General features: G+C 67.6%; 20 protein-coding genes. 14 read left to right on the plus strand and 6 right to left on the minus strand.

What is annotated here, in order from left to right:
• Positions 1-62: 62 nt before the first annotated feature.
• Positions 63-401, minus strand: a complete 339-nt coding sequence (locus BM314_RS12775) for a hypothetical protein (RefSeq protein ID WP_091978353.1) — start codon at positions 399-401, stop codon at positions 63-65.
• Between the two features lie 872 nt (positions 402-1,273).
• Here BM314_RS12775 and BM314_RS12785 point away from each other — a divergent pair.
• Positions 1,274-2,188, plus strand: coding sequence for a DUF3471 domain-containing protein (locus tag BM314_RS12785; RefSeq protein ID WP_139237833.1), 915 nt, complete (start codon positions 1,274-1,276; stop codon positions 2,186-2,188).
• Between the two features lie 157 nt (positions 2,189-2,345).
• A complete protein-coding gene (locus BM314_RS12790; protein WP_091978356.1) occupies positions 2,346-3,353 on the plus strand; it encodes a protein NO VEIN domain-containing protein in 1,008 nt (335 codons plus the stop codon).
• A 1,563-nt stretch (positions 3,354-4,916) separates the two neighbouring features.
• Here BM314_RS12790 and BM314_RS30580 read toward each other — a convergent pair.
• Positions 4,917-6,776 (minus strand): hypothetical protein, encoded by a 1,860-nt coding sequence (locus BM314_RS30580; RefSeq protein WP_091978357.1) that lies wholly within the window; start codon positions 6,774-6,776, stop codon positions 4,917-4,919.
• A 300-nt stretch (positions 6,777-7,076) separates the two neighbouring features.
• Complete coding sequence (locus tag BM314_RS12805) at positions 7,077-8,414, minus strand: site-specific integrase (RefSeq protein WP_091978358.1); 1,338 nt, start codon at positions 8,412-8,414, stop codon at positions 7,077-7,079.
• Positions 8,415-8,721: 307 nt separating this feature from the next.
• Here BM314_RS12805 and BM314_RS12810 point away from each other — a divergent pair, with 307 nt between their 5' ends.
• The 4 genes from BM314_RS12810 to BM314_RS12820 all read left to right on the plus strand — a co-directional run bounded on the left by BM314_RS12810 (position 8,722) and on the right by BM314_RS12820 (position 11,325).
• Positions 8,722-9,663, plus strand: a complete 942-nt coding sequence (locus BM314_RS12810) for an NAD(P)/FAD-dependent oxidoreductase (protein ID WP_280142552.1) — start codon at positions 8,722-8,724, stop codon at positions 9,661-9,663.
• Positions 9,663-10,580, plus strand: coding sequence for a histone deacetylase family protein (locus BM314_RS12815; RefSeq protein WP_091978478.1), 918 nt, complete (start codon positions 9,663-9,665; stop codon positions 10,578-10,580). The genes BM314_RS12810 and BM314_RS12815 overlap by 1 nt, the downstream gene beginning before the upstream one ends.
• Before the next feature lie 185 nt (positions 10,581-10,765).
• A complete protein-coding gene (locus BM314_RS30585; RefSeq protein ID WP_020091429.1) occupies positions 10,766-10,939 on the plus strand; it encodes a hypothetical protein in 174 nt (57 codons plus the stop codon).
• A 143-nt stretch (positions 10,940-11,082) separates the two neighbouring features.
• Complete coding sequence (locus BM314_RS12820) at positions 11,083-11,325, plus strand: hypothetical protein (protein ID WP_091978360.1); 243 nt, start codon at positions 11,083-11,085, stop codon at positions 11,323-11,325.
• A 210-nt stretch (positions 11,326-11,535) separates the two neighbouring features.
• Here BM314_RS12820 and BM314_RS12825 read toward each other — a convergent pair whose 3' ends face one another.
• Positions 11,536-12,171: a 2-dehydro-3-deoxy-6-phosphogalactonate aldolase gene (locus BM314_RS12825; RefSeq protein ID WP_091978361.1), complete on the minus strand. Its 636-nt coding sequence runs from the start codon at positions 12,169-12,171 to the stop codon at positions 11,536-11,538.
• Positions 12,168-13,046: a 2-dehydro-3-deoxygalactonokinase gene (locus BM314_RS12830; protein WP_091978362.1), complete on the minus strand. Its 879-nt coding sequence runs from the start codon at positions 13,044-13,046 to the stop codon at positions 12,168-12,170. The genes BM314_RS12825 and BM314_RS12830 overlap by 4 nt, the downstream gene beginning before the upstream one ends.
• Positions 13,047-13,257: 211 nt before the next feature.
• Here BM314_RS12830 and BM314_RS12835 point away from each other — a divergent pair, with 211 nt between their 5' ends.
• From BM314_RS12835 to BM314_RS12870, 8 genes are all read left to right on the plus strand, one after another.
• Complete coding sequence (locus tag BM314_RS12835; RefSeq protein WP_026604669.1) at positions 13,258-14,016, plus strand: ABC transporter ATP-binding protein; 759 nt, start codon at positions 13,258-13,260, stop codon at positions 14,014-14,016.
• Positions 14,009-14,749: an ABC transporter ATP-binding protein gene (locus tag BM314_RS12840; protein WP_091978363.1), complete on the plus strand. Its 741-nt coding sequence runs from the start codon at positions 14,009-14,011 to the stop codon at positions 14,747-14,749. The genes BM314_RS12835 and BM314_RS12840 overlap by 8 nt, the downstream gene beginning before the upstream one ends.
• A gap of 94 nt (positions 14,750-14,843) precedes the next feature.
• Positions 14,844-16,061, plus strand: coding sequence for an ABC transporter substrate-binding protein (locus tag BM314_RS12845; protein WP_091978364.1), 1,218 nt, complete (start codon positions 14,844-14,846; stop codon positions 16,059-16,061).
• A 28-nt stretch (positions 16,062-16,089) separates the two neighbouring features.
• Positions 16,090-16,977, plus strand: a complete 888-nt coding sequence (locus BM314_RS12850) for a branched-chain amino acid ABC transporter permease (RefSeq protein ID WP_043380394.1) — start codon at positions 16,090-16,092, stop codon at positions 16,975-16,977.
• A 20-nt stretch (positions 16,978-16,997) separates the two neighbouring features.
• Complete coding sequence (locus tag BM314_RS12855) at positions 16,998-17,984, plus strand: branched-chain amino acid ABC transporter permease (RefSeq protein WP_020091437.1); 987 nt, start codon at positions 16,998-17,000, stop codon at positions 17,982-17,984.
• Between the two features lie 144 nt (positions 17,985-18,128).
• Positions 18,129-18,482 carry a hypothetical protein gene (locus BM314_RS12860; RefSeq protein ID WP_020091438.1) on the plus strand — a complete coding sequence of 118 codons (354 nt, stop codon included), beginning with the start codon at positions 18,129-18,131 and terminating at the stop codon, positions 18,480-18,482.
• 58 nt (positions 18,483-18,540) lie between these two features.
• Positions 18,541-20,487: a DNA mismatch repair endonuclease MutL gene (mutL, locus tag BM314_RS12865; RefSeq protein ID WP_091978365.1), complete on the plus strand. Its 1,947-nt coding sequence runs from the start codon at positions 18,541-18,543 to the stop codon at positions 20,485-20,487.
• Between the two features lie 175 nt (positions 20,488-20,662).
• On the plus strand, positions 20,663-21,430 hold the full coding sequence (locus tag BM314_RS12870) for an SDR family NAD(P)-dependent oxidoreductase (protein WP_091978366.1): 768 nt from the start codon (positions 20,663-20,665) through the stop codon (positions 21,428-21,430).
• 40 nt (positions 21,431-21,470) lie between these two features.
• On the opposite strand, the gene BM314_RS12875 is transcribed toward BM314_RS12870, so the two are convergent.
• Complete coding sequence (locus tag BM314_RS12875; RefSeq protein WP_091978367.1) at positions 21,471-23,123, minus strand: AMP-binding protein; 1,653 nt, start codon at positions 23,121-23,123, stop codon at positions 21,471-21,473.
• Between the last annotated feature and the right edge of the window lie 54 nt (positions 23,124-23,177).

Consider the following 23,177-nt stretch of genomic DNA (forward strand, 5'->3'; position numbering starts at 1 on the left):
CCGGTACTTCACTCTCGGCCTCATGATCATCGCGTTGACGAAGTCTGGATGCTCCGAGTCTTTCAGCGGTGACGGATCAAGCCGGGGATGATAGCCCCTGCTGGACCGAAGTTATGTAGAGCCATTGCGCAAGCCTTGTCCTGCTCTCTCATCATACCGCGGTAGGCAGAGACTCCGAGGGCCTTGAACTCCGGATCCTGCATCAGATCCTCGATGTCGATGCCGCGCTCAACAGCCGCGAAATACACGGCTTGAGGGTCAACGGTTAGCTCGAAGCATTTTCCTTTGACGAACGACATCACACCGACAAAGGCAGCAACAGCCTCTGTCTTCGGCGACAACGCGTAGGACAGCGTCGGCAGCAGGGAGAGCGCCAACGCTCCGGCGATGAACGCGCGCATTCGGTATCCTACCAGGCCATCGACGCCTGTGGCGCCCCAGTTTTCCGCGACGCTAACCGAAAACCTGCGGCGCAACTAGACGTTGACGACTGCCTGCTTCAGCAGCCGCGACAGGCCATCCCAGTCTGATTGGACCGGACGCCGGAGCCAAGGATCTGACAGACCGACTTCCTCGCAGGTGAGTTGGCCGCGCCCGTAGTTGCATGGGGCACAGGTGACCAGGACGTTGCTCGGATCGCTGCTGCCGCCCCTGGCATGCGGGAGAACGTGATCCCACTGAAGTTCGAGTACCTGGAGCGCGGTGTGTCGGCTGGCGTTGGGCTTCCCCCATCGAGCTGCTTCAGGGTAGTGGCGCATCAGGGCCTTGCGGGCATCAGGCAGGATCACTGGAGCGCCGCAGAACCTGCACGTGAATCCGTCTCGGCGGATGATAGCCAGCTTGGCGGCTGTGCCCGGCATCCGAGGCTTCAGGCGGTTGGCGACCGGAATGTCGGGGGTCGACCTTGGGCCGCTCCATGGACCTCCGGTACCCCACATGGTGTCAGCCCAGGCAAGGATCTCCGGGCGATCGGCAGCTCGGATCAGATCGGTCGCTGCGAGGGGCTGACCAGCGTGGTGAGCGCTCACCGCCGCATCGAGTTGGCGCACGGCTTCATGGACCGCGAGGGGAGGGGGCGAGAAGCATGGTCTCATGGAAGCTGCACTCGAACTCACACCCTCTTGCCGGGCGCTAAACCCTGTCGTAACCTTGCGTTGGCCTCTGGATAGGCCAGCGGTCCGCGCGAAGGGCTTAGCCCATTCGGCATCCACGATCATAACCTGACTTCCTGCCCAGCACCGCGGACGATGGGCGCAAAGGAAGGAAGGATTCTATGGCCGACCCTATCCTGCCGCGCGCCGGTCAAGCGCGCACGCTCCCTAATCGCCCGAACCTAGAGCACCTTCGCAACGAGGCGAAGGCTCACCTCAAGACGCTCCGCGCGTCCGTCCCGACCGCGAAGTTGGCGGCGGCCCAGCGGGATGTCGCCCGCGATTATGGATTCGCGAGTTGGCGCCGGTTGCGGGCAGAGGTCGAGAAGCGGACCGGTCAAACAGACCCTGGAAGCCCCGCCGATAAGGTCAGGCGCCTGAAGGCCGAACAGGCGCTTCCGCGCACACCAGTCCCCATGGATCCGGCGGAGCTAGATCAGTTCGTAGGTTTCTACCAGTTTGGTCAAAATCGGATCTTTACCGTCGAACGCGATGAGGACGGACTCATGGCCCGACTCTCTGGGCAGATGTTCTACTCGCTGCTGCCGGAAAATCCGACCAAGTTCTTTTACAAGAACTCGCTGATCCATGCGCAGCTCAGCTTCTTAGAGGATGATCACGGCGCGGTGACATCGCTGGTCCTCCATCAGAACGGGTTAGAGCAAACCGCGTCGAGGATAAGCAAGGATCAGGCAGAACTTATCGAACGAGAGAGCGAAGCCCGCCGCGCGGCGAACAAGCCGAAACCCGGAAGTGAAGAGGCGCTTCGGCGCATGATCACGGCGACCCGCCTCGGTGTTCCCGAGCCAGATTTTATGTCTGAAGGACTAATCAATTACTTCACTGAGCAGTCATCCGACAACAAGAGGGCGCTGAAAGCGTGGGGAGATGTTCGTTCCATCAAGTTTATAGGGGTATCTGGTGCCGGTGATCTGGATGTATATCGTGTCAGTTTCGCCCAGGCCGAAACCGAATGGCGCCTGAGGGTGACTGACACAGCGATGGTCGAGGATGCGACTGTCCGTATAGTGCCCTGATGCCCCGGCCCCTCGGCGGCGAACGTCGCTGTCGAGGTTGCCGTTCCGGCAACGTAAATCACGAAGGTGGTGACATCGTAACGGAAACACCTTCCATCCACTCCAGCAACCGGTATGGATCGACTTAGCTCGAAGCAGCCGGAGCCGGACAGGTACCATGACCGCAGGACCGATGGTCTTCGTCAATATCGGATGGATGAAAAACTATGCTGGCGCGACTGCCGATGATCAGCCAGTAGGCGGCCATGGTTATCTGAAGGACGGAAACATAGGGCACGAAGTCTTCAACTTTAAACCATTGCGCGACAGCGTCTATGGCTACGTCCCACGCGCGGCGCGGATCAATCTCAAGAACCTGGGCGGCGCTACGTCAGATGAATCGATCGCGCCTGTGACGGTCGTGTGGATCGCCCGGAATCCCAGCAATAAGAAAACTTACATCGTCGGGTGGTATAAGAACGCAACTGTGTTCCGGAACAACGACCACATCAAGCTGACACGCGAACGCGGCTTTGATGTCGTCTACCAAATAACTGCACCAGCCGATGACGCAACCTTGCTGTCGGTCGATCGGCGCCAGTTCATCATTCCAACGGAGAAGGCTGAAGGCAATCTGGGTCAGAGCCCGGTCTGGTATGGTGGAAAGGATGAGTTCCGGGCGAGGGTTGCGGCATATATCGCGGCAGGCGGTGTGTTCACCGCGACGAAGAAGGGCGGATCGAAAGGCCCGAAGCGCCAAACTGATCCCGAGTTGCGCAAGCAGATCGAGCTTGCTGCGGTTCGCCATGCGACCGCCTACTACGAATCGATAGATGGCGGGTCTCAGGTCGTCGATTCCGTAGAGAAGGATGGAGTCGGCTGGGACCTGAATGTGACGGCTCCCACCGGGGCGCTTCTAAAGGTTGAGGTGAAGGGTCTCAGCGGCCGCGATCTAGTGGTGGAACTCACGCCAAACGAATATAAGAAGATGAAGAGCCTGGAGCACCGGGCGCAATACGTTGTTTACGTCGTCACTGAAGCCCTAACCACCAGCGCGCGAAGCCACGTCTTCCGGCACAACGCCGAAGCCAGCAAGGGCGGCAAACTCGTCTGGGCTACGCTCGATGGCCGTATGCTTGAGATCGTCGAGATCATGGCAGCGAGACTATCGGCGCCATACCAGTAAGGCGCATCACGATGGCCCTAGCGTGGCGAGAGAAGCCCCAGGACGGCCATGGGGCGATTTCGGCTACGAGGGGGCTCAGACGGCTGGTGGCGCTGTGGGGGCACTCGTCATGGTGTCATGGTACGACAAAAACGCGCTAGTAGGGAGCTAACGTAGACCCAGTTTGCTATAGGTATAAATATCTTCGGGTCTTTGATGTGCCAGAACTAAATTAAGCTAAAAATTGCTGGCCAATTTCCTTGATTATATTTCACGATTCGTAGGTTGTCATTAGTTGGCTTCACTTTACAGTTTTCGGACCTGCATATAGAATAAAATTTTTCATTCTAAAAATAGATCAATGCACACTTTTTGTCGCCGTAGGCATAAATGTATAATTATGCGACTCGGATCCAATGAACGGTTTTACATAACTAAGACAATCACTGCCGTTGACCTCTCCAGCTTTGCCGAGCCGCTGAATCGGCGTACACGCGACGGCTACATTGCCGACCAGACTCGGATCAGCCCGAAATTGTGGCTTATTCGAATCGTGTGTTCCTGGCGCGACGACGCCGCTCTCGTTCGGGAACTGTGATGCGGTACACTGACATCGTCCGCGCGATCACCGAGGAGGCGGAGTCGGGCATTATCAAGCCGGTCGCCCCCTCCGACATCCCGAAGGCGGGCGCGTATCAGACTCGGCAGCCTACGCCGAAGAAGCGGAGCCGATGGCAGACGCCCCCGGCGCCTGCGCCGAAATCAAAGCCTCCGACCTCCTGAGGTCTGGTTCAATCGAACCGATGCTCAGCGCAGAGAGGCATGTTTAGAGCGGCGACAACGACGCGGATCGTCTGATCGTCGGATCGTGGAGCAGCGCTGCGACATGGTCAGAGGGTGCGAGGATTGGCAAGCTCTCAAGATCATGCCGATGCTGCCAACTGCCGTGCGTGCCGCTTCAACAGTTCACCTCGGCGCGGTCCGGCGGAGAATTCGCACCCACACGACGGGCGATCTTCGCCACTGTCGCTCGGCTGCACCCAATGGCTGCCTGAATCTGCGACCACGACAAGCCTTTGGTCAGCCTGGCTGCGCTTCCTGCGTTGCGCTTTACGTCTTCGACGCACCGCGATAGCGGCCCGCTGCCTTTGCTTTGGCTTGACCCTGCTCCTGGCGGCGACGCAGATCTTCAAAGTCTTTGCGAGCTATGGCGGCCAACATGTCCAGAAGCATGCCGTTGATTGCCTCAAAAATCCGGGCCGTAAATTCGTCGTCAGCCGTCATTGCCCATGAGGTGGGAGATCGAGCGCGACGACCCGAACCCTGTGAGCAGCAATCTCAGCCTTGAGGCGGTCTCAGTCAGCGCCGGTGAGCCGCGACAATCGATCAACCTGCTCGACAAGGAATACGTCACCCGGCTGCGCGTCAGTCATAAGTTGCAGGAGAAGCGGCTGTCACATCGCGCAGGTGGTGGCCTACCGGGGCCTCACCCATCGCATGGTTGACGCACGCCTTGAGCAAGATTTGGACCCTGCAAGCAGGGTCCAAATTATATTCAACCAATCGAGGGCTATTTGGCCCAAGTCAGGGATTTGGTCCGATGTAGACGTACTGGGTCGTCTTCCGACCGTCGTCCTTTTCGAACGTGTGGTGGGAGAGCAAAGCGTCCGGAGTCCGGCCGCGCTTGGTCGAGATGTTCCGGGTCACGCCGCGCATCCGGTTCTCGAACGCCTGCTCCGACAGGAGGCCGCCGCGCGGTCGGTGCGCCACCACATAGTCGCGGTAGCTCCGGTAAAGGTCGGAGATCGTCGCGTGACCGCTGCTGGTCCTGATCGCAGCAAGATAGGTCTTGTCGCGGGTGGGCGACAGCCGCACGACCCACTCATCGAACGTGTCGAGCGCGACCGGCGGCTTCATCGCCTCCTGGAGCGCCTTCAGCGTCTCATACTGGTCACGGGCGTAGATCGGCTCCTGTCCCAGCATGTCCACGCCGCGCCAGACCCGCGGCCAGTCGATCACCTCGGTGACCGCCCGTGCCTCAGGCCACTCCAGATACCGGCGACCCTCGCGCATCTTTATCTCGACATACCGGCGCATTCCGCTGGCGTCGCCAAAGCAGTCGATCACTCGGTACTGGGACGTACCCACCAGCGTGGTCCGGTTCTTCGAGCGGATCACGTCGTTGGTCGCCATCGGCCGGAGGTTGTGCTCCGGGGTCGTAATCCGGCCCTTCAGGATAGCCAGCGCCCGGTCGGCGTCCTCGCCCTTCGGGGGGATCTCATCGATGATCAGGGCGTAGGACTTCCACAGGTCGTGCCAGCGGGTGTCCAGCAGGGCCCGGAGTTCGACGTTCGCCCGGATCGCCTCAGAGATCGGCGACAGGATGTTTCGCGCCAGGGTGGACTTGCCGTTCCACTGGGTCGCCGAGGTGAACATGAAGAAGTGCGGATTCTCCACGCCCTCGCCCCAGGCCCGGCGTTTGGTCTCCCAGATGATCTGCTCGATCATGGCCGCGCTGTACTCGGGATCGCCCTCGAACCGGACCTCAGCCAGCTTCCGGAGCACGTTCCAGCCGTAGGTGGGGTCCACCTGGGCAGACGGGACGCTCGTCAGCTTGAAGAGAGCAGACCGGCGGTCCTGCCGCTGCTCCTTCATCCACTGGTCCACCGCGACGTTCAGATTCCCGGTCTTCAGCTTAGCCCGGAGCGCCGCCACCCGGATATCCAGGCGAAGGGTCTGGCGGGTCTGGTCTTCCAGCCCGGAGGCTGCCTCGATGTCCTCGAACGAGAGAGTTGTGGGAACCTCAATATCGGAGATCGTCCCGTCCAAGCGGAGGTGCAGCCGGTTGGTCGCGCAGTAGCCGCGCACGAAATTGAGCACAGTCTCGAACGGAGCCTCGGCGCCGTCCTCGTCTTCGTTCGGCTCGTCGGCCTCGTCTTCGGCCTCACCCTCATCTCCCTCACTGCCCACATCACCCACATCGCCCACGTTCAGTGCCGTGGGAACGGTGGGCGCGGGCTCCGGGGCGATTTCGGGCGCGGACGGGGATCGTGCTTCAACCGTAGGCGGCGCGTCGAGCGGGAGCGGAAACAGGGTCGGTTCGTCGCCGTCGATGCGCGCAGCGGAGCGGCGGGTCGCCTCCTTCGAGGCCGCGTGCATCCGTCCGCTGTCTTTGGCCTTGTTCCGCGCCGCGTCGCGGTCCAGGCCCTTGAACTCTGAACGCGTCAGCAACTCGTCCAGGTAGACCTCGGCGTCGTCCGCATGCGGGCCGCCGATCGTGCCGTGGACCATCTCACACAGTTCCACGACCGACATCCGCTTGATGGTGGCCGCGACCCACTCGGGACTGGCCTGGATCGGCGCAAACTCGCGAGACACGGGGAAGGGTCGCCCCCCCTTGCTGGTCCGCGTGCCGGGATCCGCGATCGTCTCCACCTCGCTCACTGTCGTCTCCTGCTGACTCAAACGCAGGCAAACGATAACCGCGAAATCGCGGTGAGGCGAGTCAATTTGGGCACTTAGGTAAAGAACGCCCAATGTGGGGTAAGATACCACAATCCGAGAGGATGTCAAGCGACCCTTCGAGCCTCGCGCGAGGCTCAGTGTAAGATCGTCGGCGGCGTCAGGGCCTCCATCCGACGCCGAGTCTCGGCCAGAAGGTCCAGGGCCTCGGCAGACCGGCCCGCGCGGATCACGAAGACGACGCGGTCCAGCAGCGCGTGAATTTCGGCGTCGTTTGACCCTTCAGAACCCGATCTTCTCGACCCAGTCCTTCAAAATCGGCATTGGGTGGCCCTCGCCATAGTCGTCGTGGATCGTGTTCTTATCGTGCCCTACGATCTGAAGCTGAATGTCGCGCGGGCATGCCGCGGCACGCATCCGGTCGTGGGCGCGATGCCGCAGCGAGTAGGGGACCTTGCGCGGGTCGGTGATCCCGACGCGCTCCATCCAGCGCCCGACGTTCTTGTTGATGATCACCATGGGCTTCGAAAAGACGCGACCCGTAATCCGTTCGGGGAGCATCGGGATCAACGCGTCCGGGATCGGCACGCGTCGCATCGAGGTGGTGGTCTTCGCCTGTCGCCCAGGCGTCACGCCGATCATCCAGAAACGGATGCCGTTCTCCTGGAATTCCTCCACCAGCGAATCGCACTCGCTCTGACGCATCCCGGTGGTGGCCATCATCATCCACAGGAGTTTTTCGTCCCGACCCATCTTCGGGAATGCGTTCTCCCGGAATAGGGCCATGTCAGCTTCGTCGAGCGGGATGCGCCGCGTCTGGACGGCGACCCCCGTTTGCAGGTTGTGGAAGACATCCTGTCGCGGATCGTGCTTGGGCAGACCGTGGGCGATCGGCGCCTTCAACAACGAAAGCCACTTTCGCACAGTGACCGGCGCCGGAGGCGGGACCTGTGAACGCAGGTGTTTGACGAAGGCGCGCCCGTCGTCTCGGGTGCACTTCGACAGGGGCTTGTCCCCGATGAACGTCTTCCACCGCTTCCAGGTGTTCCGAGCGTCCGCCTCGTAGTGCTTGGTCCGGGGCTGGAGATCGAGGAAGTCGTCCAGCAGCTTCAGGTCGGGATCCACACCCGTCGCCTTGGGCTTCGCGTCCAACGACTTCTTGAAAGTCATCGTGGCGACCCGTTCGGGGGACCAGCCCATGGCCAGCGCCTCTTCCCGGCTGCACTGCCACACCGTCTGGGCCTTCACCACGACGGTGCTGGTCCTGACGTTCGGCTCGACCCGCATGTGACCGTCTGCGTCAAAGTGTACCACGTGATCGCGCGTCGCGCGGGTCCGCGATCCATCCGCATGCACCACGTCCTCGCCCGGCTCGAACCGAAACGCCTGACCCGAAGCGGGATCGTATCGCGGGTCCGGAACCGTCTCGCTGGCCTGGAACGACCGGAGCATCAGCAGAGCCTGCTTGTGGCGCTGGATCTCCGGCAGGGCCTTCACCTCGGCCTGAAGCCGATCGCTAGTCCTGAGGCTCCGGCGGATCGCCGCTTGCCCCGGCGTCTGGATCTTCAGCCACCACGTCGTGCCGCGCAGGTAGAGGTAGCTGGTCGCTCGTCTACCCATCGGAATTCCACGCATCAAGGCACAGCCCATGAGCACACGATGTTAGGCACATTCTTAGGCACAGGCAAAACCAAGTAATGACAGAGACTTAACCCGTGATTCGACTCAGTGGTGCGGATTCCCTCTACCCGCACCACGGCGCCACCGATCACCGCGGGACTTCGCCGGACAGCCGGACCGTATCCGCGTCGCGTACACCGATCCCGTCCATGACAAGCGCGATTCCGTCGCTCTGACGCCGCGTGGCTCGGCCCCTATCTTCGCCCTCACGCGGCGGCGGGGCCGGTCGTTCAGACGGGGCAGGGGCGTGAACGAGCACGGAATTGTCGCGGTCCTCGGAGCCGGCATGGCAGGCGCGGCCGCCGCGCGCCGGCTGGCCGAGGCGGGCTTCAGCGTCCGGGTCTTCGACAAGGGGCGCGGGGTCGGGGGACGCATGGCGACCCGGCGGGTCGGTGAGATGCAGTTCGACCACGGCGCGCAATTCATGCGCGCGCGCGGGCCCGCCTTCGCGGCCGAGCTCGGCCGGTGGAAGCGGCTGGGCATCGTTGCGCCCTGGGCCGGCTCCGACCGCCATGTCGGCGTGCCGGGCATAACGGAGCCCGTCCGAGCCCTGCTCTCGGACCTTCCGGTATCGAGCGCGACGACCGTCGTGCGGCTTCGACGGCAGGCAGCGCGCTGGCACCTCGAGGACGCGGCCGGCACCGTGCACGGCCCGTTCGACGCCGTCGCGATCACCGTCCCGGCCCCTCAGGTCACGACGCTGCTCGAGGCATCGGGCGTCGCGTTACCCGGTGTCCGGCGCGCCACCTATGCGCCGTGCTGGTCGCTCATGGTGGCGACAGAGACGCGACCGCGGGATGTCCTCGTCCAGCCTCGGACCGATCCGATCGGCCTGATCGCACACGATTCCGCGAAGCCCGGGAGGCCTGCCGGCTCGCGGCTCACGGTGCATGCGACGCCCGCCTGGTCCCGCGGACATCTCGAGGCTCCACGCGAGGCGGTCATCGCCGCGCTTCTCGGAGCGGCCGAGGACGTCCTCGGCGCCGAGCTCCGGCCGTCCCACGCGGAGGCGCATCGCTGGCGCTACGCCCAGGTCGAGACCGCCCTTGAGCAACCCTGCCTGTACGATCCGGACCTGCGTCTAGGGGCAGGCGGGGATTGGTGCCTCGGCGCCCGGATCGAGGCGGCCTACGACAGCGGTCAGGCACTGGCCCGGTGCCTCCTGGCCGATCTGGGCCGGCCCGCGTGATCCCGCCGATCGCCTTCCATCCGGCCTACGAGGCGCCGCTCCCGTCAGGCCACCGGTTCCCGATGCGCAAGTACGGCCTGCTCGCCGAGACCTTGGTCGCCAAGGGTCTGGCGCCCCTAGGCTTCGTCACGCCGGAGCCCGCCAGTGCCGAGATCCTGCTACGCGCCCACGATCCGGCCTACGTGGACGCGGTGCTTGCCTGCGATGTCGGCCGGGACATCGAGCGGGCGATCGGCTTGCCGGTCGACGCCGCCCTTGTCCGCCGCTCCCGCGCCTCGGTGGGCGGCACACTCTTGGCCGGGCGCCTCGCCCTCGCGGAAGGCCTCGCGGGCAGCGCCGCCGGCGGCAGCCACCACGCGCGGCGCCGGCAGGGCGCCGGTTTCTGCGTGCTGAACGATGTTGCGGTGGCGGCCCGCACCCTCCAGGCCGAAGGTCTGGTCCGGCGCGTCCTCGTGGTCGACCTCGACGTGCATCAGGGCGACGGGACCGCGGACTGCCTCGCCCTCAGGCCCGACCTGTTCACGCTCTCGATCCATTGCGAGAACAACTACCCGGCCCAGAAGATCGCCGGCGACCTCGACATCGGTCTGCCAGACCGTCTCGATGATGCCGGTTATCTCGATGTCCTGCGCGCCCGCCTGCCGACGCTCCTCGACGCGTTCGCGCCGGATCTCGTCTTCTATAACGCGGGCGTTGATCCCCATCGGGACGACCGTCTCGGCCGTCTCTGCCTCACCGATGACGGACTGCTCGCCCGCGATCGCTACGTCGTGGCGCAGGCCCGCGCCCGCGGGATCGCGCTCGCCGCAGTGATCGGCGGCGGGTACACGCACGATGTCGAGGCCCTGGCGCGCCGTCACGCCCTGGTCTTCGAGGCGCTGGCCGCCGAGGCGGCCGCGGGACCGACGCTCGCGTGAGATGCTGCGCGGGAAACCTGCGCGAGTTCTCGGGGTGAGACCGGATTGCATCACGCGACGGTCGATATGCAGTCCTTGGGTTCACGGGAAAGGTTTTGGGAAGGGCTCCGGTCGAGGATGCGGGGCAGGCGGATTGATGAGGCGGATCCGCTGCTCGCACTCGATGACGCCGTTGGGGATCGACCATGCTCGCGCGGGTCTGGGACGTGGTGAAGGCGACGCTGGCGGTGTCGGCCCTGATCGCCGCCGCCCTCGTCTCGGCGGACAAGCTCGATCGCCAGAGATCACAACCGGTCGTCGGCGCGGCTCTGGTCGAGCCTGCGACGACCGGTGCGATCGCACCGGCGATACGTCCGTGACGTCAGCGGCCTTTCGCTCCGCGGCCGCGAACCTGCGTCAGATTGAAACAAGCACGACGGGATATCTTTTCCGGCCTCGGCGTTCTCGCCGGACGCCGAGGCTTGGCCGCTCGCGGCCCCGATCCGCTCAGGAGACATCCTTGATGAAGTCCGCCACTTTCGCCCTCTTCGCGGTCCTGGTCGGCACGGCGCCCGCGCTCGCGGAGACCGGCGCGGACCGGGCCGCCTGCACGCCGGACGTGATGCGGCTGTGCGCCGCCCAGATCCCGAACGCGGGGGCGATCACACTCTGCCTCCGCGAGAAGCGGGTGTCGCTGAGCGGTGCGTGCCGGACGGTGGTCGACCGGTCCGACCGGCCGGCCCGCGAGATCGCGAACCGCCGATAGCGCGACACCTCGGCAACCTGCCACGAGCGGCCGGGCCTCGCCCGTGAAGTGCCGACCGCGACGACGCGGCGGCGATCGCGCTGTGAACCGGTCGCGCAGGCGCGGTCAGGCCGCCTGCGGAGGCGCGCATCGAGCGAAGGTCAGGGGGCGCGGCCGACACGCTCTTCCGTGTCTAGCTCGGCCCGACCGGACGGCCCGCCGTCGGTGTCTTCAGGCGGAGCGCTCGAACGCCGCCACGTAGGCCGCGGCGTCGCGGGCGACGTCGGCCGCCGCCTTCCCGGGCCGGTAAAGATTGGACCCGAGGCCGAATCCATCGGCGCCCGCCTGCCGCCAGCCCGCAATGGTCTCGGGCAAGACTCCGCCGACGGCCAGAACCCGCGTGTCCGGCGGAAGGACCGCGCGATGCGCCCGGAGCGCCAGGGGCGTCGCGACATCCGCCGGGAACAGCTTCAGCGCGGTTGCTCCCGCCGCCAGGCACGTGAAAGCCTCCGTGGGCGTCTGATAGCCCGGAAGGGAGACAAGGCCCGCCGCGACGGTGGCGCCGATGACGGCCGGATCGGCGTTTGGCGATACCACGAGGGTTCCGCCAGCATCGGCGACCTCGCCGACCTGAGTCGGCGTCAGGACCGTGCCGGCCCCGACCAGCGCCCGCCCGGCGAGGCGCTCGGCGAGCGTCGCGATGCTCCGGAGCGGGTCCGGCGAGTTGAGGGGCACCTCGACGAGGGTGAACCCGGCTCCGACCAGCGCCTCCCCCACGGCGGGTGCCTCGTCCGGCGTGAGCCCCCGCAGGATGGCGACGAGGGGGCAGGCCGCGAAGGCCGCCTCGAACCGGTCGAGGATGGTCATGCCCGCAGACTCCAGATGGCGTGGATACCGGCCGTGGTTGAACCGTCCGGCACGATCACCGGATCCCCGCCCGCTTCGGTGATGGCGGCGGCGTAGAGTGCCCCGAGGCGACCGCCGCCGAGGAGATGGACCGGGCGCCGCCGGAGGTCGTCCCGGGTGCCGATATCGGCGCCGATCAGGATCCCGCTGGCATGGGCCGCCGCGTCCTCGGGGGCGAGCCGATCGAGCAGGAGGCCGGAGCGGACCTCGAACAGGGTGGCGGCGAGATTGCGGGACGCGAGGCCGCGCCGGACACCCGCGCGGAAGGGGGCCCCATCCCCGACCGTGCCGTCGAGCGTCCCGGCCAGGATCCCGTGTGCCCGCAGGAGGGCGAAGAATTCTCCGGTCATCACGGTGGTGAAATCCGTGATGGCCCCGTCGACGGTCTCGATCCACTTGTTGTGCGTGCCGGGCTGGCAGAACAGGGCCGTCGCCGGCGCCGCGCCCGCTCCGATCGCCCCGAGGACCTGGATCTCCTCGCCCCGCATCACGTCGGGGCGACCACCGCCCCGCAGAGCGACGCCGGGGACGATCCGGACGCCCGGGGCGGGCTCGAGGCAGGCTTCGGCCAGGGCGGCGAGGGTGGCCGGCGCGGCCACGTAGGGCGCCGCCTGCCAGCCCCGGTTGGAGCCGATCATGCCGACGGCGATGATGGGGTGGGCGCCCAGTCGCGCGCGCAGGGCCGCGATCTCCCCCGGATAGGCGTCGGGCGTCAGGGCGAGGACGCCAAGCTCGTCGTGCAGGCTGTCGAGGACGGCGCCCGCTTCCGAGACGGCGAAGGCTCGCCGGTTCGTCGTGCCCCAGTCGACGGCGATGTAGGCCGGGCGATCGCCCATGCCGAAACCTCTCAAAAGAGCCACTCGACGAATTGTCTGAGTTAAGTGCGGTGCGCTGCGCGGTCAAGTTCTGTCCGGCGGCCGTCGTGACACGGAGGGCGACTGATATCACTCCCGGGGGATTGTCGCGCCGCTACGAGCGTTTGCGATGGACTGCGCGGCTGGGGATCGGCGATATGGCGGCAAGAAATCGAACCCGGGAGGGACACGCTTGGCACGGGATGTAATCCTGGCGACCGATGGCCTGACGATGGAATTCCGCGGATTCCGGGCCGTCAACGGCGTGGCGTTGCAGGTCGAGCGCGGCACCATCCACGCCCTCATCGGGCCGAACGGAGCCGGCAAGACCACCTGCTTCAACCTCCTGACGAAGTTCCTGATCCCGACCGCGGGGACGATCCGCTACAAGGACCGCGACATCACGGGCCTGAAGGCCGCGGACGTCGCCCGCCTCGGGCTCGTGCGCTCGTTCCAGATCTCGGCGGTGTTCCCGCACCTCACGGTGATGGAGAATGTCCGCATCGCCCTCCAGCGGCGGCGGCGCGGCGATTCCTTCGACTTCTGGCGGCCCGAGCGGGTCCTGCGCGCGCTGAACGGCGAGGCGCTCGCCCTCGTCGAGGCGGTGGGCCTCTCCGACTTCGCCGACGTGCTCGCGGTCGAGCTGTCCTACGGGCGCAAGCGCGCGCTCGAGATCGCCACGACGCTCGCCCTCGATCCGGAGATGCTGCTCCTCGACGAGCCGATGGCCGGCATGGGCCACGAGGACGTCGAGCGCACGGCGCAACTCATCCGCCGGGTCTCGAAGGACCGCACCATCCTGATGGTGGAGCACAACCTCTCCGTGGTCGCCTCCCTGTCGGACCGGATCACCGTGCTGGCCCGCGGGCAGGTGCTGGCCGAGGGCGACTACGCCACGGTCTCGAAGGATCCGCGCGTGGTCGAAGCGTATATCGGGGCGGGACATGCCTGAGGCGGTTCTGAAGACACCTCCGGCGGCCGCGACCGACGCGCTGCTGACCGTCCGCGGCCTCGAGGGCTGGTACGGCGAGAGCCACGTCCTCCACGGCATCGACATCGACGTGCGCGCGGGCGAGGTGATCACGCTGCTCGGCCGCAACGGCGCGGGCAAGACCACGACCCTCCGGGCGATCATCGGGATCCTCGGCAAGCGCTCGGGCTCGATCGTCTACGACGGCGTCGAGACGGTCCGGATGGCCTCGCGCAACATCGCCCGGCTCGGGATCGGCTACGTGCCGGAGGAGCGCGGCATCTTCGCGAGCCTGACGGTCCACGAGAACCTGATGCTTCCGCCGCGGGTGAAGCCCGGCGGCATGTCGGTGGCCGATATCCACACGCTGTTCCCGAACCTCAAGGAACGCGCCGGCAGCCAGGGCACCAAGCTCTCGGGCGGCGAGCAGCAGATGCTGGCGATCGGGCGTATCCTGCGCACCGGCGCCAAGCTGATCCTGCTCGACGAGCCCACGGAAGGTCTCGCGCCGGTCATCGTCCAGCAGATCGGCCGGACGATCCAGCAATTGAAGACTCAGGGCTACACCATCGTCCTGGTTGAGCAGAATTTCCGCTTTGCCCAGACTTTGGCGGACCGGCACTTCGTGATCGAGCAGGGGCGGGTGGTCGACATGATCCCCAATGCCGAGCTTGACGCCAATATCGACAAGCTGCACGCCTATCTCGGCGTCTGAATCTCGCACGCGAAAACCGTAGAAGCGCCAGAAAACGGCGACCCGATACTCGGCCGGCGGAGATCCGCCGCGCCGCTGGAGGATGGAAACGAAAATGCTCGGACGCATCGCCCGGCCCGTGACCCTCGCCGCCCTCGCCGGCGCCCTGATGATGGGCACCGCAGCCGCGCAGACGAACGTGAAGATCGGCATCCTGGGCGACCGCTCGGGCGCCTACTCGGACATCAGTGGCGAGGGCTCGGTCGTGGCCGCGAAGCTCGCGGTCGAAGATTTCAAGCCCGAGCAGCACGGGCTGAAGGTCGAGATCGTCTCGGCCGACCACCAGAACAAGCCGGATGTCGGCGCGGCCATCGCCCGGCAATGGTACGACCGCGACGCCGTCGACATGATCACGGACGGCGTGACGTCCTCGGTGGCACTGGCGATCAGCCAGGTCACCAAGGAGAAGAACAAGGTCTTCATCGATACAGGCGCCGGCACCGCCGACCTCACCGGCCCGCAATGCACGCCGAACACCATCCACTGGGTCTACGACACGGTGGCGCTCGCTAACGGCACCGGCGGCGCGATGGTCAAGCGCGGCGGCAACACGTGGTTCTTCCTGACCGCCGACTACGTCTTCGGCCAGACCCTCCAGCGCGACACCAGCACGGTCATCACCAAGAACGGCGGCAAGGTCGTCGGCTCGGTGAAGACGCCGTTCCCGACCTCGGACTTCTCGTCCTTCCTGCTGCAGGCGCAGGGCTCGGGCGCCAAGGTGATCGGGCTCGCCAATGCCGGCACCGACACGATCAACGCGATCAAGCAGGCGGGCGAATTCGGCATCACCGAGGGCGGCCAGGCGCTCGCCGGCCTCCTGGTCTTCTCCTCGGACGTGCACTCGCTGGGCACCAAGGTGGCGCAGGGGCTGGTGCTCACCGAGCCGTTCTACTGGGACCTGAACGACCAGACCCGCGCCTTCTCGGACCGGTTCGCCAAGCAGATGAAGAACCGCTCGAAGCCGACCGCGAACCATGCGGGCGTCTACTCGGACGTGCTCCACTACCTGAAGGCTGTGGCCGAGACGAAGTCGACCGCCGACGGCGCGGCCACGGTCGCCAAGATGAAGGCGATGCCGACGGACGACCCGCTGTTCGGCAAGGGCGTGATCCGCGCGGACGGCCGCAAGATCCACGACATGTACCTGTTCGAGGTCAAGAAGCCCGCCGAATCGAAGGGCGAGTGGGATCTCTACAAGAAGCTCGAGACCATCCCGGGCGACCAGGTCTTCCGGCCGCTCAACGAGGGCAACTGCCCCCTGGTGAAGGGCTGACGGTGGGTTCGGGGCGCGGAGACCGGCCATGACCACGATCTTCGGTGTGCCGACGCAGGCCCTGTTCGGTCAGCTCCTGCTCGGCCTGATCAACGGCTCGTTCTACGCGATTCTGTCGCTCGGGCTCGCGATCATCTTCGGGCTCCTGAACATCATCAACTTCGCCCACGGCGCGCTCTACATGATGGGCGCGTTCGTGGCCTGGATGCTGCTCACCTATGTCGGTCTTGGCTACTGGTGGGCGCTGGGGCTCGCACCGCTCGTGGTGGGCGCCTTCGGCATCGTGCTGGAGCGGGTGCTCATCGCCCGGCTCTACAAGCTCGACCACCTCTACGGCCTGCTGCTGACCTTCGGTCTCGCGCTGATCATCCAGGGCCTGTTCCGCAACCAGTACGGCGTGTCGGGTCTGCCCTACGCGATCCCGGCCGAGCTGTCCGGCGGCCAGCGCCTGCCCTTCATGTTCCTGCCGAACTACCGCGCCTGGGTGGTGGTCGCCTCGCTGACCGTCTGCATCGCGACGTGGCTCGTGATCGAGAAGACCAAGCTCGGCGCCTATCTGCGCGCCGCAACCGAGAACCCGACCCTGGTCCAGGCGTTCGGGGTCAACGTGCCGCTGTTCCTGACGCTGACCTACGGGTTCGGCGTCGCGCTCGCGGGTTTCGCCGGGGTGCTCGCTGCGCCGATCTACTCGGTCAATCCCAACATGGGCGCCGACATCATCATCGTGGTCTTCGCTGTGGTGGTGATCGGCGGCATGGGCTCGATCATCGGCTCGGTGATCACGGGCTTCGCCCTGGGCCTCGTCGAGGGACTGACCAAGGTGTTCTATCCGGAGGCGTCCGCCACCGTGATCTTCGTGATCATGGTGCTGGTGCTGCTCGTCAAACCCGCCGGCCTGTTCGGGCGCACGGCCTGATCGCGATCTGAGGCACCCCCATGGCCGACACCGCCGCCCTCGACGCCGCCCCGATCGCCGCCGCCGTGCCGACGAGTCGGGACGACAAGGCGCTCCACCGCCTCATCTTCGTGGGCATCGCGGTGCTGCTCGTCGTGGCACCGCTCGTCCTGTACCCCGTCTACCTGATGAAGGTGCTGTGCTTCGCGCTGTTCGCGCTCGCCTTCAACCTCCTGCTCGGCTACGGCGGCCTGCTCTCCTTCGGCCACGCCGCCTATTTCGGCATGGCGAGCTACCTCTGCGCGTACACGGCCAAGAGCCTGGGCTTCACGCCCGAGCTCGCGATCCTCGCCGGCACGGTCACGGCCGCCCTGCTGGGTCTGGTCTTCGGCGCCCTGGCGATCCGCCGGCAGGGCATCTACTTCTCGATGATCACCCTGGCACTTGCCCAGATGGTGTTCTTCTTCTCCCTGCAGGCGAAGTTCACCGGCGGCGAGGACGGCATCCAGGCGGTGCCCCGCGGCAACCTGTTCGGCGCGATCAGCCTCGCGGACGACCGGGTGATGTACGCCGTCGTGGCCGTCGTGTTCATGGCCGGGATGCTGCTGATCTACCGGATCATCCACTCGCCCTTCGGGCAGGTGCTGAAGGCGATCCGCGACAACGAGCCGAGGGCGATCTCGCTCGGCTACCGCGCCAGCCAGTACAAGCTCGCAGTGTTCGTGCTCTCGGCGACGCTGGCCGGCCTCGCGGGCTCCACCAAGGCGATCGTGTTCCAGCTCGCCTCGCTCACCGACGTGCACTGGTCGATGTCCGGCGAGGTGGTGCTGATGACGCTCGTCGGCGGCATGGGGACGGTGTTCGGGCCGATCGTCGGCGCGCTGGTGATCGTCACGATGGAGACCTACCTGGCGCAGTTCGGTGCCTGGGTGACGATCATCCAGGGCTGCGTCTTCGTGCTCTGCGTGCTGCTGTTCCGCGAGGGCATCGTCGGCCTGATCGCCCGGCTGATCCGACGGCCGCTCTAGGACGCGGGATCCGGGGCGGGTGGCGGTTGCAGCGCGGCAACGCCCCCGTCGCGACCTGCAATGGCGGATCGGGGCTGCGACTTGTGGTGAGCTTTCGTTAACCAAGACTGCCCACGCTGACGGCTCCACGCTGTCAGGGCCACCATGACCCAGGACCGAACGCTCAGCATCGACGACCCGGCCCTCGACTGCCCGGTCGCACCGGACGTGGTCGGCCGCCTGATCAAGGCCGACCCGGACGGGGCCGCGCTTCTGCTCGACGGGATCCCGGAGGCGACGCGCGCCCGGCTCGCCGTCTGGCTCTACGGCCGCAGTCACACCCACGCGATCGGCGTCCGCGTCGCGGCGACCTGCGAGGGCCCGACCCTCCGGCGGACCGCGGGCCTCGTCGGGAACGTCCTTTACGACCTGTCCCGCCGTCCCGTGGCGGCGGCGAGCCACGGACCGCGCGGGGGCGCCGGCCGCATCTCCCTGGGCGGGTCGAAGCGCCGCGCCTGACGGGTCGGCACGACCGGCCGATTGGATCGCCGCCGCGCAGGGACTATCCTGCGCGCCGATGTCCTCCCTGTCCGCGCCGTCCGTCCGCCGCCTCGACCCCGTCCTCGTCGATCGCATCGCCGCGGGCGAGGTGGTCGAGCGCCCGGCCTCGGCCGTGAAGGAGCTGGTCGAGAACGCGATCGATGCCGGGGCCCGGGCGATCGAGGTCACCGTCGAGGCCGGTGGGCGCCGACTGATCCGGGTCGTCGACGACGGCCGCGGCATGACGCCGGACGATCTCGACCTCGCGGTCGAACGGCACGCCACCTCCAAGCTCCCGGGCGGCGACCTCACGGCGATCGACACCCTGGGATTCCGCGGCGAGGCCCTGCCGTCGATCGGCGCGGTGTCGCGGCTCGCCATCGTCACCCGCACGCCGGAGGCCGAGGCGGGGGCGAGCCTCACCGTCGACGCGGGGATGAAGGGGCAGGTCCGTCCGGCCCCAGCCCAGCGCGGCACCCGGATCGAGGTGACCGAGCTCTTCGCCGCCACGCCGGCGCGGCTCAAGTTCCTGAAGTCGGACCGGGCCGAGAACGCCGCGATCGCCGAGACGCTGCGCCGCCTCGCCGCGACGCAGCCCGGGATCCGCTTCACCCTGCGGGCCGATGCCGGGCAGCCCCTGGTCCTGCCGGCCGAGACCGGGGCCGAGGCGGATCTGCGCCGGCTCGCGGCGGTGCTGGGGCAGGACTTCCTCGCCAACGCCCTGCCGGTCTCCCTGGCCCGGGAGGGCTTCGCGGTGGCCGGTCATGTCGGCCTGCCGACCTACCATCGCGGCGCGGCGACCCACATCCACCTCGCGGTCAACGGCCGGCCGGTCCGCGACCGACTCCTGCTCGGGGCGATCCGCGGCGCCTACGCCGACACGCTGGCCTCCGACCGGCACCCGGTGCTCGGCCTCGCCGTCGCGTGCGACGCCGGCCTCGTCGACGTGAACGTCCACCCGGCCAAGACCGAGGTGCGCTTCCGCGAGCCGGGCCTCGTGCGGGCGCTGATCGTGAGCGCGATCCACGACGCCCTGCGCCGCGGCGGCGCCCGCTCGGCCACCACCGGCGCCGCGCGGACCCTCGACGCCCTGCGCCCGGCCGGGGCGCCGCTCGCCACCCACAGCGGCGCCACCGCGCCGAGCCTGTTCCGGCCGACGCGGCCGGGCCCCTTCCCGAGCGGTGCACCCTCGGTGGCAGCGCCGCCCGGCTACCGGTCCTCGGCGGCGTGGAGGCCGGCGCCGCAGCCGGCGCGGGTCGAGCCGACCGGCTTCGGCGAGGCCGCTCAGGCCGTCTGGGCCGGGCCCGAGCCCGAAGCCGTGGCGGCCCCGCCCCAGGCCGACACCCGCGTTGCCGCCGACGCTGTGGAGGCGCTCGATCATCCGCTGGGGGCCGCCCGCGCGCAGATCCACGAGACCTACATCCTCGCCCAGACCCGCGACGGCCTCGTGATCGTCGATCAGCACGCCGCCCACGAGCGCCTCGTCTACGAGCGGATGAAGGCCGAGCGGGAGGCAGGCGGCATCGCCCGCCAGGGATTGCTGATTCCTGACGTCGTCGAGATGAGCCCCGAGGAGGCCGACCGGCTGGTCGCGGCCGCCCCGGACCTCGACCGGCTGGGACTGTCCATCGAGGCGTTCGGGCCGGGGGCGGTGCTCGTGCGCGAGGTGCCGGCCGCGCTGATCGGCGCCTCGACGCGCAAGCTCGTCACCGACATCCTCGACGCCCTGGAGGCCAGCGGCGACGAGGAGGGCGGAGAGCCGGCGACCGAGGGCGGCCCGCTCGGGCGGCGCCTCGACGCGGTCCTGTCGCGCATGAGCTGCCACGGCTCGATCCGGGCCGGGCGGCGCCTGCGGCCGGAGGAGATGAATGCCCTCCTGCGCGAGATGGAGGCGACGCCGAATTCCGGACAGTGCAATCACGGGCGCCCGACCTCGATCGAGCTGAAGCTCGCTGACATCGAGCGGCTGTTCGGCCGCCGATGAGCGGGCAGGGGCTCCGTGCCGGCTGGCGGACCCGGCGGAGCGGGTCCACAACAGGGTCCGGCGCCGCGGCCTGAAGACCGGCGGCGCGTGCAGGGGAGGCGCAGAGCCATGACCGATTTCGTTATCACCGGCGCGTTCCGGGTCGCCCTGCCGAGCGTCGCCGCGGCCCGCTGAGATGGCGAATCCGTTCGACCTCGCCGGCCGCCACGTTCTCGTCACCGGGGCCTCCAGCGGCCTCGGCCGTCACTTCGCCGGGACCCTAGCCCGCGCCGGCGCGCGCCTCTCGCTGGGCGCCCGCCGTGCCGACGCCCTCGCCGAGACCGTCGCCCGCGTCACGTCCGCGCGCGGGGAGGCCCACGCCGTCGTCATGGACGTCACCGATGCCGCGAGCGTCGAGCGGGCCCTCGACGCCGCCGAGGCGCAGTTCGGACCCGTGGCGGTGCTGGTGAACAACGCCGGCGTGACGGCGACGAAGTCGGCGCTCGACCTCGCGGAATCCGACTGGGACGCGGTGCTCGACACCAATCTCAAGGGCGTCTGGCATGTCGCCCAGGCCACCGGCCGGCGCATGGTCCGGCACGGCACGGGGGGCAGCATCGTCAACATCGCGTCGATCCTCGGCCTGCGGGTCACCGGCGGACTCGCGCCCTACGCCACCTCGAAGGCCGCGGTCGTCCAGCTCACCAAGAGCCTCGCGCTCGAGTGGGCCCGCTACGGGATCCGGGTGAACGCCCTCGCGCCGGGCTACATCAAGACGGAGCTGAACGACGCCTTCTTCGAGTCCGACGGCGGCCGGGCGCTGATCAGGCGCATCCCGCAGCGCCGGCTGGGCGAGGCTGCCGAACTCGACGGGCCGCTCCTGCTCCTGGCCTCGGAGGCCGGCGCCTACATGACCGGCAGCGTCCTGGCGGTCGACGGCGGCCACCTCGTCTCCGGCCTGTAGCGATCGCCCCGGACGGCTCCCTTCGCGGGGCGGGCGCGGGTCAGAGGTCCCGCGCCTGCTCGCGCAGGATGAATTTCTGGATCTTGCCGGTCGAGGTCTTCGGCAGCGGCCCGAACACCACCGTCTTCGGCACCTTGAACCGCGCCATGTGCTCGCGACAGAACGCGATCAGCTCCTGGTCGCTCGGCGCGGTCGCGCCGGGCTTCACCTCGAGGAACGCGCAGGGGCTCTCGCCCCAGGTCGGATCCGGCCGCGCCACGACGGCCGCCAGCATCACGGCGGGATGGCGCATGAGCACCTCCTCCACCTCCAGGCTGGAGATGTTCTCGCCGCCCGAGATGATGATGTCCTTCGCCCGGTCCTTGATCTCCACCGACCCGTCGGGATGCCAGACCGCGAGGTCGCCGGTCCGGTACCAGCCGCCGGCGAGGGCCTCCTCGGTCGCGCCCGGGTTGCCGAGGTAGCCCTTCATCACCGTGTTGCCGCGCAGGCGGATCTCGCCGACCGTCGTGCCGTCCCGCGGCACCGGCGCGTCGCTCGCGACGTCGGCGACGCTCACCGCCTCGAGCGTGGCCAGCGGCACGCCCTGGCGGGCCATGCGGGCGTGTCGCTCGGTGTCGGGGAGATCGGTCCAGTCCGGCTGCGCCAGACAGACCGTCGCGGGGCCGTAGCTCTCGGTGGCGCCGTAGAGGTGCGTCACCTGGAAGCCGAGCTCCTCCATGGTGCGGATGATCGTCGAGGACGGCGCCGCGCCGCCGACCGCGCAGCGCACGCGCTGGGGGAACGGCACGCGGTCCTGGGCCGGGGCGTGCGCGATCATCGAGAGGACGATTGGGGCGCCGCACAGATGCGTCACCCCGTGCTCGGCGATCAGCCTGAAGATCGCTGCCGGCTCGACCTTGCGCAGGCAGACCTGCGTGGCGCAGGCCGCGACGCTCGCCCAAGGGTAGGACCAGCCGCTGCAGTGGAACATCGGCAGCGTCCAGAGATACACGCTCTCGCCGGTCAGGCCGAACGTGACGGCGTTGCCGAGCGCCTGGAGATAGCCGCCGCGATGGCTGTAGACGGCGCCTTTGGGATCGCCGGTCGTCCCCGACGTGTAGAGCAGGCAGAGCGACTGCCACTCGTCCTCCGGGCCGTGCCAGGCGTAGTCCGGATCGCCCTCGGCCAGCAGATCCTCGTAGGGCAGGGCCCCGTCGATCCCGGTCGCGCCGATCGCCACGACGAGGACCGGCTCGGCGAGTTCCGCGAGCGCCCGCGCGGCCAGCGCGGCGTACTCGGCCTCGACGAGGAGCGCCCGGGCGCCCCCGTGCCGCAGCGAGAACGCGATCGTCGCCGCGTCGAGGCGCGTGTTGAGCGGGTTCAGCACCGCGCCGAGCATCGGCACGGCGAAGTGCGCCTCGATCATCTCCGGGACGTTCGGCGCCAGGATCGCCACGGTGTCGAGTGGCCCGACCCCCTGGGCCGCGAGGCCCGCGGCGAGGCGCCGGCAGCGCGCGTAGAGGTCCGCGTAGGTGAGGCGGCGGTGGCCGTCGATCACGGCGATCCGCCCCCCCGCCGCGGCGGCGGCCCGCGCCAGCAGGCTGACGGGGGTCAGCGGGACGTAGTTGGCCGGCCGGCGGGCGAGCCCGGCCTCGAACGGATGAGAGCCCGTCTCGCGGACCTCGGTCTGGGTCGGACGGGTGTCCGTCATCGTGCAGCCTTCTGATCGGGCGGCGGGCGTGGCGTGCGCTCCGCGCGACGAAGA

Source organism: Methylobacterium sp. 13MFTsu3.1M2 (assembly GCF_900112625.1).
Classification (GTDB): domain Bacteria; phylum Pseudomonadota; class Alphaproteobacteria; order Rhizobiales; family Beijerinckiaceae; genus Methylobacterium.